We start from the raw sequence: 13,529 nt of genomic DNA on the forward strand, positions 1-13,529 counted from the left end.
AGAGATAACAAACATTATTGCAATGAAAAAAATCGGTTTTGCTATTATAGTATTCTTAGTGTGTTTCAGTTCAAGAGCCCAAAAGGAGGTGAAAATTGCTCCCCTAGGTTTTGACAGGGAAAATACCAGCATTGCAAAAGGAAAAATTGACACAATCTCTTATGTATCCAAAACAGTTGGAACTACCAGAAAAGCGCTGATTTATACACCACCCGGCTATTCCGGCAAGCAGAACTATCCAGTTCTCTATTTATTACACGGTATTGGAGGCGATGAAAAAGAATGGCTTAATGGAGGTGTGCCTCATATCATTCTGGATAATTTATATGCAGAAGGAAAAATAAAACCTATGATTGTGGTAATGCCCAATGGAAGAGCCATGCCGGATGACCGGGCAGTTGGTAATATTATGGCACCGGATAAAGTCCAGGCTTTCGCCAATTTTGAAAAAGATCTGTTGAATGACCTCATCCCTTTTATTGAGAAAAATTTTCCAGTATTTACAGATAGGAATAACCGCGCAATCGCTGGTTTATCTATGGGTGGAGGACAATCCCTCAATTTTGGCCTGGGCAACCTGGACAAGTTTGCCTGGGTGGCAGGTTTTTCATCTGCTCCCAACACCAAAAAACCGGAAGAATTAATACCGGATCCGGCAAAAGCCAAACGCATGCTTAAGTTACTCTGGATTTCCTGTGGCGACAAAGACCGGCTGCTGAGTTTTAGCCAACGAACGCATGATTATCTCCAACAACATAAAGTACCGCACCAATTTCAAATAGAACCAGGTGATCACGATTTCAAAGTTTGGAAAAACGGGCTTTACCAATTTGCTCAATTAGTTTTCTAAGAAAATGATCAAACAGTCCAGCAAACTACTATTACTTTTACTATTGGTAATCTTTGCCAACTCTGCGCAAACACAGAAAACAGCAACCAATCCGATTGTTTACGCAGATGTTCCAGACATGTCCATGATAAGGGTTGGCAATGTCTATTACATGAGCAGTACAACCATGCATATGAGTCCAGGTGTTCCCATCATGAAATCGACTGACCTGGTTAACTGGCGTATTGTTAATTATGCTTATGACACCCTCGCAGAGGTGGATGCGTTAACACTTAAAAATGGTAAAAATGCCTATGGCGCAGGATCCTGGGCAAGCAGCCTACGCTATCACAAGGGAGTTTACTATGTTACTACATTTGCATCCACCACGGGGAAAACATACATCTTTACTACATCCGATATTGAAAAAGGATCCTGGAAAAGAATCCAGTTTCAACCAAGTTTGCATGATCATACACTATTCTTTGATGATGATGGCAAAGCCTATATGCTTTATGGCAATGGCAAACTCAGCCTGGTTGAACTAAAGCCCGATCTGTCCGGTATTGAACCCGCAGGTTTCCATCAGGTTGTGATTGAAAATGCAAGTCTTCCTGCTGGCACTAATATCGGTCTGGGAGCTGAGGGATCGCAACTATACAAGGTTAATGGATATTACTACCTGTTTAACATCACATGGCCCCGGGGTGGGATGCGTACAGTGATCGTTCATCGTTCAAAAAAAATCACGGGCCCTTATAAAGGTAAACTTGTTTTGCAGGATAGAGGAATAGCACAAGGCGGACTTATAAATAAGCCAAATGGCAACTGGTATGCCTACCTGTTTCAGGACCATGGTGCAGTTGGCAGGATTCCTTATCTGGTACCAGTAAAATGGGTAAACGACTGGCCAGTTTTAGGTGAAAACGGAAAGGTACCCATGACACTAAATCTGCCCCCGAATCAATCGCTGGTTCCTGGTATCGTTGCATCTGATAATTTCACCCGAAAACGCAAAGAACGGGATCTGCCACTGGTTTGGCAATGGAATCACAATCCTGATAATTCCTTGTGGTCAGTGAAATCACGGAAAGGTTTTCTTCGCTTAACCACAGGTAGAATTGACACCAGTTTGCTAACAGCTCGAAACACTTTAACCCAGCGAACGTTTGGTCCACAAGCTGAGGCCAGTATTGAAATCGATTGCTTGCACATGAACAATGGTGATATTGCCGGATTAGCCCTGCTGCAAAAAAACTATGGATGGGTCGGAATCAAAAAAATCAGGGAAACTTATCATCTCCAAATGCTCAATAGCTCAACCGGATCCCCGGAAGTGGTTGCTGACATTCCTATACAACAATCAACGATACATCTCCGTGCCAGTTGTGATTTTACCAACAAAACGGATACAGCGCATTTCTCTTACAGTCTTGATGGTCAGACCTGGAACCACATCGGCACCACACTGAAAATGAGCTATACCCTGCCACATTTTATGGGTTATCGCTTCGCCCTTTTCAATTTCTCCACTGTACAGCCCGGAGGATTTGTCGATTTTAATCATTTCAACCTTTCACCTGACCGGTGGCCCCGGTCGGGTGAATGAACTACCTTAGATGTCAAAACTATTAACCCATGCGCTGGAGCCCACTGATCTGTTTTGCTATTTTATTCACCACCTGCACCAATCCGGTCCATCAAAAGTTTCCAAGCGTAACGATTCTGAAACAGGAAAACATTGTTGACAGTCCGCTTTTTGCAAGTTGCCACGCTTCCACAATTGTGGATCTTCCGGGCAACCGACTGCTAGCCGCCTGGTTCGCAGGTCCGCATGAATCACATAAGGAAGTAATCATCTATACTGCTACCCTTGAAAATGGAATCTGGAGCCAGCCGCAGCCCGTTGCTGATGGCATTATCAATGACACGTTGCGTTATCCTACCTGGAATCCTGTGTTATTCCGCACCCAATCCGGTAAACTTGCGCTGTTTTATAAAGTAGGTCCCAACCCACGCGAATGGTGGGGCGAATACAAAATTTCCAATGATGAGGGCAAAACCTGGTCAGCAGCTATCAAACTACCCGAAGGCATCCTGGGACCAATTAAGAACAAACCCATTCAACTTAAAGATGGATCTATTCTGCACCCATCAAGTACCGAAAGCCTCGACGAAAAAATCTGGCATATCCATCTTGAAAAATCTGACAGCAATTTCCAGAACTGGAGCCGCATCAATATCAATAACGATAGTTTCGGTGTAATACAACCCAGTATACTTTCCTATCCTAACGGAGACCTGCAGTTGCTTTCCAGGAGCCGTCAGAATTACATCATACAAACCTGGTCTAAAGACAAGGGTGCTACCTGGGGGGGGCTTACCAAAACCAGTCTTCCTAATCCCAATGCAGGTTCAGATGCTGTAACGCTTCACAATGGCTGGCAATTACTCGTGTACAATCCGCTTCCAGCAGGTAAAGACTGGTGGAATGGCAGAAACCGTCTCAATGTGGCTGTGTCAAAAGACGGTAGCAGTTGGCAGGAAATTCTTGAACTGGAAAATCATCCGGAAGGCGAATATAGTTATCCGGCTGTTATACAAGACCGTGATAATATAATTCATATAACTTATACGCACGACCGAAAAAATATCCGGTACGTTTCCCTGCAGGTAAAATAAAAATACCCCCTTGCCTGGGCAAGAGGGCCGGGTCTCACCTTCTGGTATGTGGACCACTACTTATTTTACGAGGAAAGGAATAGCCTGCAATCCGCATTTCAATGTATACATGCCTTTGGAAAGTAGAGATAAATCCAGCCTGTTTAATCCTGCTTTTCCATCGGTCTGATAAACAGGAAAACCTGCCTGGTTATACACCTGGATTAATCCTGCTGTTTCCATTTGCACAGTTAACTGCCCTGATGTTACCGGGTTTGGATAAATACTAACTACTGCATCAGCATCCAGTTTAATTGCCAGCACTTTACTGAATCGGGTCCTTCCATTCTGATCACGTTGCATGATCCGGTAATGATTGACTCCGGCAACTGGTTTTACATGTTCAAACTGATAGCGTTGTATGGTTTGCGAATTGTTATTGGATAATACAGAACCAATGGTTGTCCATGCAGTTCCGGATACACTATGCTGCACCAGGTAATCCTGCGTATTGTATTCTGCAAAGGTTTCCCAGTTCAGCATAACTGATTTCTTCAATCGGCTGGCAGTAAAACTTTTCCAGTCTGCAGGTAATGAAATCATCGCATCGCCAATAGCAAAAGGTGAAAAACTTCCGGTATAACCAGAATAGGTTAAACTGTTTGTACCTGGTAATATTCCAGTTAAGGGCTGCTTATTCCAACTATTATTTTCAAAATGATACAAGGCCGGAGTAACAAGATTAATTGCTTCGTCTTCATTCCAGTAAAATGTAAAATCCAATCCATTCCCTCCATTTGCATTGGCTTTACTGATATCCCAGGTACGCTTTACTCTTGGCACATCAGACACCGTTCCATCTGAACCATTAAGGTATACTTCATCCACCACACGAACTGAAATCTCATCTACCAATCCCGTATTGTTGGTAATGCGAATCGGATTATAACTGCTGTTACCAACCGGGTAAACGGCGCTAACTCCGGGCGCTACTTTAATCATGAGTTTACCACTTCCATTGGTAATGATATGATTTTGGGCATTGCCTCCAACCACTCCATTAATTGTCAAATTATGATTACCCAAAACAATTTTACGATTGGAACCGGCAAAATCAATGGTACCCAAAACATAATCGGTATCCAACTCCATATCATTGGAGGCGGTTGAACTGATAAGCACATCCGACCCACGCATCGGCTTATTTCCGCAATCCCAGTTGGTTGACTGCTGTGCCTGTCGGTTCGATCCACCATGCCACTTAAACCGGTTCGTACCCAATATAGTTACAGTACCTTCCGATGAATAAGCCGTACCGCAGGCGCCATTTGTTAATACTGCCCGGTATTTTCGGGTAGATGACACTCCGTTATAGGTTAATGTAGAAGTGGTATTGGCTACATCTGTCCAGGTGATACCGCAATCCGTAGAAAACTGCCATTTCTGTATGGTTCCTGAATGCCCGGTTAACTGGAGACTTCCCGAATTCGAGCTTCCGCAATGCTCCCTGCCCGAAACCACTCCTCCTACTGGTGCTGTACCTGAACTAACGGTAATCGCATAAGCTGCACTGTTGGTTGTATTGCTGCATCCAATCGCCTTTACGGTAGCTCTGAAATAATAGGTTCCAATTGAAGCCAATACCTGGCTGATACTTGCTTCCTTACTCGAAATCGTAGTTACGCCACTTGAAAAATCGGAACTGGCAGAGCGTTGCCATTGCGTTATTTCACCGGTAAACCCATAGAGCGTAAGCTGGGCGGTACCACCCGGACAAATCGTATTATTTTGAGCAACAATATTTCCAGCTTCCAATCCTTTAACATAGATAGGAGTAGCAGCTGTTGCAAGACCGGTACAACCTGAATTGGAGTTTACGATTGCCCTGTAATAACGGGTCTGGGATATATTGGATACAGTAAGGGTAGCTGATGTACTAGACACAGAAGTTCCGGCTGTTAAAAAATTATCCAGGGAATATTCCCATCGAACCACAGAGCCACTTAGCCCGGTTAAAGTCAATACCGTACTATTGGTTCCGGAGCATACTGTAGTATTGCCTCCTGAAATGGTGCCCGATGGAGCATTATTGATGGTTATCTTTTTGGTAAACACAACCTGGGAGTGCGACTGATCACCTGGCATTCCACCATATTCAATAATGCTGGCAATAGACTGGCCATTGGCATAATCATTCCACCTTCCATTACTTCCGATTATATGTCCATAATCCTCTTCACCAGGATTGGAAGTTGTAAATCCAGGCCAGTCGTTGGGCTCATTGTTATCCCAGTTGTTGTATCGGTTGTTAACAGGGGAGACGCCACCGGATTGCCAGGCATTCTGACTGGTAAACATAGTTCCGCGCTCTGGACCTGTTACCCAGTGATATTTGCCATCTGCCGCAGTTTGATTCGCATATTTTGAATAACCTGCAGCAGAATTCACAGCGCTGAAATTATCCGAAGCACCTATCCAGGCATTCACGTTTACGATACGATAAATAAAACTGTTTTCCGCCTGTGATGTAATCGTTACCAGGTAACCTTGCCTCCCATAATAGGATTGTGTCTGCGCATAATCACGCGCACTCGTCCAGTTAGCCCCGGCAGACCGCAATTCATAAAAATGATCATTTAACGGATTATAGTAACGCTTTCCAACAGTAAAACTCACCCGACGACTTTCAGGATTACAAATTGCGGAAGTAGTTTTCAAAGTAACCCGTCTCAACAATTCCTGCCATACCTCAGCAGTGGCGATTCCTGTAAATTCGATGGAGCGGCTCGTAGCATTAAAACTACCCGCAGTAATACCAGATGGCAAAGAACCACTATAACTTAATGCATCACCTGATGTATAACTATCAGTGATGGACACAGTAAAATCTTTCAGGGTTCCATTTGAAATAATTTCAAGTTCGGGATCAATAACAGTTGCCACATTATTGGTGATTGATCTATCTGCCGGGTTACCGGTAACATTGACAGTACTGGCTGTTTGACTAAACATGAATTGATGCAGCAACAACGAGTAACAAAAGAGTACGGCTCTTTTCATACGGTGGATTTCATTTAGGGTGAGGTAAAAATAGAAGGCCGATTCTCCACCTACAATAATAGAAAACACTTAAAACGTGTTATTTTGACCTTTATCAAACTTATTTGTAAGTGCTTACCTTTACCAGCTATATAGTACCACTTAGAAAAAGAGCAAAAAAAATCCGGTTCATCACCGGATAAAAAACTGTTTTACTTCATCTCCTGCCTTGATCTGGTATAAACCTGTCGGAAGATCACTGACGTATAATTTAGATTTACCGGCTTTACACTGTTTTTGCATAACCGCTTTACCATGCCTTGTAAAAATCGTTACTTCTGAATCTGTACTCATCTGAAGATTCAGGATGCCATTGATAACCGGATTAGGATAAATTTTCAATGGAATGGTTTCTTCGAATTCGATTTGTACCACCCGGCTAAACTGTGCCCTGCCAGTTTCATTGACCAGCACCACACGATAATAATTAGTACCCGTAACCGGTTCATTGTGCAGGTATTTATACGTTTTAATCGTACCACTCTGACCACTTGCAGGCATAGAGCCTATCAGTGTCCAGGCTTGTCCGCCTACACTATGTTGTATCATAAACTCCTTGGAATTATACTCTGCAAATGTTTCCCAATTCAATGCAATCTGGTTCTTGTACTGATGGGCTGAAATCTGTTTCCAGTCATCAGGCACTTGAGCAAGGGAAACCTGCATCAGAAAAATGGCAGCGAAGGTTAGCCAGGTAAAGATCCGGGTTGGTTTAGTCATATGGGATTATTGAACAGTGTACTAAAATATACCCGGGACCAAATACCTGCAATAGTAGAAACCCCTTATTTGCTAAAACCTTCCAAAATTCGAATTATTTCGACAAGCTATCATATGGCCCAAAGACCGCTTTTACTTTTGCTTCTTCCCGCTGGTCATCCAATATGATTACATAATACTGGCTTCCCCCTGGCAATACCCGAACCAGTATATGACCTTGCTGGCTTTTATACGACCGGTCAATCAATGGGCCAATCACATACCGGTTAGCTTCCAGCATATTGGTGGCAAATAAATCCCGCGGACCATTGTACAAATGCGGACTCACCATACGCACCAAAACCTCATGCCCGGGATGATCTGCCGACCAGCTCTGCCCGATCCAGACCCTCGGTTGCAATGTCTTCACCTGAAATTCATTAACCGCATCCCGGTTCCCATGATGATCCAGCGTTGCCACATCCACTTTTCCGGTTACCCTTGCCATGGGTGTTTCAACATCGCGCCAGTGGTGATTTCCATAAAATAGATTACCTGGATTATCACCTCCGGTGTAATATCGAAACCCGCCATATTCTATAAGGATTGCGAGACTCATGCTGTTCTCATCTGGCCAGGTGGCCGGCAATTGTGGATGCGCGGGAGGAAAATGATCCACAGCCAGACTGTCCTGCCCGCTCCAGATCAACCCATTAGCTTTTAGATTTCGCACCCTGAATTGCGGATAAGCCTCTCTGTTATACTGCAGGCGAACCTGGTTAACCGAACCTGCTTTTAAAGTGGCAGCGCCCATCCCGTTTTTAACGCCAAACTCGATAAAGCGCCAGTAATTCTCCATGGTTCTGCGATAGGGAGTATCATTCTTACCCACCTGCTCCAGCCAGCGGTTTTTTGCTACCGGGTAATTATAATCCGGATAACCCCTGTCCAGCAACATTTTCACCGGAATCAGACTAGCCACACCGGTTATACCCGTGAGTCCGAATCCTCCCTTTTTATGAAAGGGCATTTCCGGATACCAGGCGCCAAAATGATCATCGTGAAAATGTGTGATCAATGCGTAATCCAATACTGGCTTTGACTTTGGATGAAAACGCTGTATATACGAAGCAATCCACTCATAGGGCTTTTTGCTGTCGTTTGGCACAATCACACTGTTCCTGGGTGTGAAAACCCGACCGTCGTGAATATCCATCTCTCCCGCATCCAGCAACATCGTGGTCCCATCCGGAAATACATAAAATGCGGTGCTCCCTCGCCCTGTATTGACATGATGCATATCCAGGTAACCTTCTTTCCAGGCAGGTAACTCAGCACCAGGTTGGGCAATCTGCGCAACCAAACCTTGCGTACAACACAACAAGCCTGATAACAAGCAATAAAACAACCGCATATAAGTAGTATTAAAGTTCAACGATCCTGCCCGTACGCACCGATTCGTCACACGCAAATGCAATGCGCAAACTATTCACTGCGTCTTCCATATGATCAGTCAAATCAAGTCCTTCCTGTATCGCTTTTAAGAAATAAGCCTGCTCGCGATTGCATAATTCCTGGTGATCCGGTTCATCTTCCAGGTCCACCCATTTATCTTCTTTCACAAAGCGGCCATCTGCAGTCAGATCTGCTGAATGTATACGGATGGATTCGGTTTTGGTATGCGAGGATACATCATCCGACTGACCTTCCGCACTGGCTTTTTTCGCCACAATTGATACGGATCCTTTGGGGCCGATCACATCTTTTACAAAAAAAGCAGTCTCACTGATCATCGGACCCCATCCTGCTTCATACCAGCCAACCGATCCATCTTCAAAACGGATTTGCAATTGACCGTAATTGTAATTGCTGTCCGGAATATCATTAGTCAAACGGGCACCTATAGCCGAAACCTGCACAGGTTTGGACCGCGACATCTGGCACATCACATCTATGTAATGAACACCGCAGTCCACAATCGGACTCAGGCTTTTCATCAGGTTGCGGTGTACCTGCCACATCAGTCCATGACTTTGCTGGTTGAGGTTCATGCGCATTACCAATGGTTTACCTAATTGCTGTGCCTGTTCAATAAAATAAATCCAACTGGGATGATGACGCAGTATATAACCCACTACAAGTTTTTTATTCAACTCTTTGGCCTTCGCTACCACTCGCTCCGCTCCAGCCACCGTATCCGCAACCGGTTTTTCCAGAAAAACATGTGCGCCGGCTTCCATTGCCTTAATAGCATATTCTTCATGTGTATCGGGATAGGTTGAGATACAGACGGCATCGGGTTTGGTTGCTGCCAGCGCCTCTGTATAGGAATCAAAAAGCGCATACTCCCCCCCAAGTTTTTCATTCAGTCGTTTTTTACTGTCGCCCCGCGATACAATTCCCGCTATCTCAAAACCATCCAGTAACTGGTACGCTAATGCATGGGATGCTCCCATGTTACCGCAACCCACTACCAATACCCTGACTGTTTTCCGTTCCATATTACAAATTCATTTTTTTCAATTCTTCAACCGCATAATTGGCAGCTCTTGCGGTCAATGCCATAAATGTGAGTGATGGATTCTGCGTACCGGTGGATGTCATGCAGGCGCCATCTGTTACAAACACATTTTTACAGGCATGCAGCTGATTCCATTTATTCAGCAGGGAGGTTTTGGGATCATGCCCCATTCTTACGCCTCCCATCTCGTGGATATCCAATCCCGGTGCCTGTTTGGTATCAGTTTTAGTAATCGATTTCACTCCTGCTTTTTCCAGCATTTCCTGCCCCTGTTCAAAAAAATCATTCAGGATCTTCAGATCATTCTCATCATAATCTACGTTTATGGATAGCTGTGGGATACCCCAGGCATCTACTTTATTTTTATCAAGGCTAACGCGATTGGATTCCTTTGGTATCGTTTCTCCCTGCATCATCATAAACACACTCCACCCGCCAGGATCCGTGAGTGATTCTTTTAATGCTGCACCTATTTCTTCTCCTCCTCTACCCCAACTCGGACGATAAGCACTATAGAACGTCATATATCCACGTTGGAAATCCATCTCCTGCTTGCGAACATTCCGGAAATTCGGCATCATCACAGCACAGGGTCTTCTACCTTTATAATACTTATCTTCATAACCTTCTACTTTTCCATTCAGTATGCCCCGGTAATTATGAAATGCCACATGGGTTCCCAGTAATCCATTATCATTTCCCAATCCGTTGGGAAAACGGGAGGAGATTGAATTCAGCAGGATCAGGTTCGTATTCATGGTTGCCGCATTCACAAAAATGATCTTCGCCTCAAACTCATGCTGCTCTTTGGTAATGCTGTCAATTACCAGCACCCCCCTGGCTTTTTGTGATTTCTCATCATACAAAATGGAATGTACTACCGAATTGGGGCGCAGTTCCAGATTACCTGTTTTGGCTGCCCAGGGAATCGTTGAAGAATTCGAACTGAAATATCCGCCAAACGGACAACCTCGTTCACACAAACTCCGGGCCTGGCATTTGCCCCTGCCCTGTTCCAGGTGAATCGGTTGTGGCTCGGTGAGGTGCGCGCAACGACCAATAACAGGAAACCTGTCGGTATAACTGGAACGTATAGCCGAAGCGATATCTTTCTCCACGCAGTTCATTTCCCAGGGCGGTAGAAATTCACCATCCGGCAGGGTTTCCAACCCATCTTTATTTCCGCTGATGCCGGCAAATCGTTCTACATGACTGTACCAGGGAGCAATATCCTCATAGCGGATCGGCCAGTCGGTGGCAAAACCATCTCTTGCCGGCCCCTCAAAATCGAATTTGCTCCAGCGCTGGGTTTGCCGGGCCCATAACAGCGATTTACCACCAACCTGGTATCCACGGATCCAGTCAAATGGTTTTTCCTGTGTGTATGGATGCTCCTTATCCTTCACGAAAAAATGTTCGGAGCTTTCACTCAGCGCATAACACCTGCTTGCGATGGGGTTATCCTTTAAGAAATCCAGGGGCATTTTATTCCGGTGCGGAAACTCCCAGGGATGCATAGTTGCAGTAGGGTAATCTTTCAGATGTTTCACATCCCGCCCTCTTTCCAGCAGCAACACTTTTAATCCCTTTTCACAAAGTTCCTTTGCGGCCCAGCCACCACTGATGCCCGAACCTATAACAATTGCGTCGTATTTACCTGCCATGTGATAAATATACGAACGGTCCGATTAATCAGCAGGATACAATAAATTGCCGCAAATTGGTGCTGTATGCCTACGAATATCAAATGCCCGAATTGTGCGCATGAATTCCCGCTGGAAGAAGCGTTGAACGATGAACTGAAGGACGCCATCGAAAAGGAAAAGCAGGAACTCCGGGAAAAAATGCTGGAATACCGAAAGCAGAAAGAGGAAGAACTCCGTAAAAAAGACGAAGCTTTTGAGCAGTTCCGCCGCCAGCAGGAAATGGCTTACCGCCAGCAACTCGACCAGGAATTGAAAAAGCAGAACCAGCAGTTGGAGGCCAGTATCCGCCGGCAACTCCACTCCGATTACGAAAACCAGCTCATCCTGCTTAAAGATGCCAATCGCGATAATGAGGAAAAACTGAAGGCAGCCCGCCAGAAGGAACTGGACTTCCTGCGTAAAGAACAGGAATTGAAAACCAGGGAAGAAGAGCTGGAGATCAGCCTCCAGCGAAGGTTACAGGAAGAAAGAGGCCGGCTCTCGGAAGAACTCCGTAAAATTGAGGAGCAGAAAATTGCTGCGAAAGAATCCGAATTCAACCTGCGCGTTAAGGAACTGGAAAAACAGTTGGAAGACCAGAAAAAACTGGCTGAAGCAATGAAACGCAAAGCCGAACAGGGCAGCATGCAGTTGCAGGGCGAAGTCCAGGAATTGGCCCTGGAGGAAATGCTGAAAAGCAGTTTCCCTTTCGACCTGATTACAGAAGTGGGTAAAGGTGTTCGGGGGGCGGATTGCATCCAGACGGTACGCAATCAATTCGGCCAGGAATGTGGGAAGATCATTTATGAAAGTAAGCGAACAAAAGGGTTCACCCGCGAATGGATAGAAAAACTCAAAGCTGATATGCGCAGCCAGGGAGCGGATCTCGCTATCCTGGTAACACAGACCATGCCAGACGATATGGATCAGTTCGGAGAAAAAAATGGAATCTGGATCTGTTCTTTCACAGAAGTCAAAGCCCTGGCCCAGGTCTTACGCGAAAGCTTGATCAAAGTATTCAACGCCGTACGCAGCCAGGAAAACAAAGGAGACAAGATGCATATGCTCTATGATTACCTCACGAGCAACGAATTCTCGGAGCAATGGAAAGCGATCCGCGAAGGATTCATGAGCATGAAACTCTCCATACAGAAAGAACGGGATGCTATGGAGAAACTTTGGAAAGCCCGGGAAAAACAACTAGAAAAAGTATTATTGAACGCGGCCCATATCCGCGGCAGTATCGAAGGAATTGCAGGCTCCGAAAATATCAGCCTGCAACTCCTTGATGAGGAAGATGACCCCACCGGACTGCTTGAGTAAGCCTTCCGCCCTGGCGGAAGGAATGTTATTTTGCGTTCTTTTTCACGTAAGCACCCAATGCTTTTCCTGCATCAGCATACGCTTCGCCGATACGCAGACCGGTATCAAAATCAAAACCGCCAAAGGTACGACCCAGTGCCTTGTCCACCTTGATTCGGGCTACTTCCTTGCTGCGGTTGGCTGTTTCCACGATGGTTACCACCAGGTAAATATTGGCGTTACCACGGGTGATTCCAATGTTGTAACCAGGTTCAGTTGAAACCGTTTTTACGATCATGGTATATTTGGCAGCAGGTGCACTTCCGGAAGCTATACCACTTTCTCTGCCAAACAACTCATTAAACTTCGGATGAAAGCGACTCTCCCGATCCGCCACCCAGGACTTGGCCCAGTTATCTCCCCGGCCGGATTCTTTTTTATTGTATTCTTCCGTCTTTTTGGCTACGTACTCGGCTTCTGTCTTGAATTTTCCTACCGACATGCCGTCGTACACAAACTCGGTATTGATCTCTTTTTCGCCGGCCAGTGCCGAAATATCACCGGATTCCAGTTTAATCCGCTGCGCAGACGCCGTGAGGGAACTGATAGTAATAGCAATCACTAAACTTAAACTGATAAAATTTTTCATGTAGAAGGGTTTATATGAAGTTATGCTATCTGAGCGCTTCCGATACTATTCCGTTGTATCCCTTCTCAAAAAATTTTAAGCGTA

At 45.1% G+C, this 13,529-nt stretch carries 10 protein-coding genes; 4 read left to right on the forward strand and 6 right to left on the reverse strand.

The features are described from left to right. Window positions 1–22: 22 nt before the first annotated feature. From L0U88_RS04015 to L0U88_RS04025, 3 genes are read left to right on the forward strand one after another with little or no spacing between them, the layout of a single operon-like run. Entirely contained in the window at window positions 23–850 is an 828-nt protein-coding gene (locus tag L0U88_RS04015; RefSeq protein WP_234864319.1) for an alpha/beta hydrolase, read from the forward strand. 4 nt (window positions 851–854) lie between these two features. Then, window positions 855–2,438, forward strand: a complete 1,584-nt coding sequence (locus L0U88_RS04020; protein WP_234864320.1) for a glycoside hydrolase family 43 protein — start codon at window positions 855–857, stop codon at window positions 2,436–2,438. A 29-nt stretch (window positions 2,439–2,467) separates the two neighbouring features. After that, window positions 2,468–3,511 (forward strand): sialidase family protein, encoded by a 1,044-nt coding sequence (locus L0U88_RS04025; RefSeq protein WP_234864321.1) that lies wholly within the window; start codon window positions 2,468–2,470, stop codon window positions 3,509–3,511. Window positions 3,512–3,571: 60 nt separating this feature from the next. Here L0U88_RS04025 and L0U88_RS04030 read toward each other — a convergent pair whose 3' ends face one another. From L0U88_RS04030 to L0U88_RS04050, 5 genes are all read right to left on the reverse strand, one after another. Further along, window positions 3,572–6,550: a DUF8696 domain-containing protein gene (locus L0U88_RS04030; protein WP_234864322.1), complete on the reverse strand. Its 2,979-nt coding sequence runs from the start codon at window positions 6,548–6,550 to the stop codon at window positions 3,572–3,574. A gap of 171 nt (window positions 6,551–6,721) precedes the next feature. Then, window positions 6,722–7,309, reverse strand: coding sequence for a T9SS type A sorting domain-containing protein (locus L0U88_RS04035; protein ID WP_234864323.1), 588 nt, complete (start codon window positions 7,307–7,309; stop codon window positions 6,722–6,724). Between the two features lie 94 nt (window positions 7,310–7,403). Further along, window positions 7,404–8,702, reverse strand: a complete 1,299-nt coding sequence (locus L0U88_RS04040) for a ComEC/Rec2 family competence protein (RefSeq protein WP_234864324.1) — start codon at window positions 8,700–8,702, stop codon at window positions 7,404–7,406. 10 nt (window positions 8,703–8,712) lie between these two features. Continuing rightward, on the reverse strand, window positions 8,713–9,789 hold the full coding sequence (locus tag L0U88_RS04045; protein ID WP_234864325.1) for a Gfo/Idh/MocA family protein: 1,077 nt from the start codon (window positions 9,787–9,789) through the stop codon (window positions 8,713–8,715). A 1-nt stretch (window position 9,790) separates the two neighbouring features. Continuing rightward, on the reverse strand, window positions 9,791–11,473 hold the full coding sequence (locus L0U88_RS04050; protein WP_234864326.1) for a GMC oxidoreductase: 1,683 nt from the start codon (window positions 11,471–11,473) through the stop codon (window positions 9,791–9,793). Between the two features lie 66 nt (window positions 11,474–11,539). On the opposite strand from L0U88_RS04050, the gene L0U88_RS04055 reads away from it, so the two are divergent. Next, the gene (locus L0U88_RS04055) at window positions 11,540–12,817 is read left to right on the forward strand and encodes a DUF2130 domain-containing protein (RefSeq protein ID WP_234864327.1); all 1,278 of its coding nucleotides are present in this window, start codon (window positions 11,540–11,542) and stop codon (window positions 12,815–12,817) included. A gap of 25 nt (window positions 12,818–12,842) precedes the next feature. On the opposite strand, the gene L0U88_RS04060 is transcribed toward L0U88_RS04055, so the two are convergent. After that, window positions 12,843–13,445 carry a hypothetical protein gene (locus L0U88_RS04060; protein WP_234864328.1) on the reverse strand — a complete coding sequence of 201 codons (603 nt, stop codon included), beginning with the start codon at window positions 13,443–13,445 and terminating at the stop codon, window positions 12,843–12,845. Window positions 13,446–13,529: the final 84 nt, after the last annotated feature.

Source organism: Flavihumibacter fluminis (assembly GCF_021491375.1).
Classification (GTDB): Bacteria; Bacteroidota; Bacteroidia; order Chitinophagales; family Chitinophagaceae; genus Flavihumibacter; species Flavihumibacter fluminis.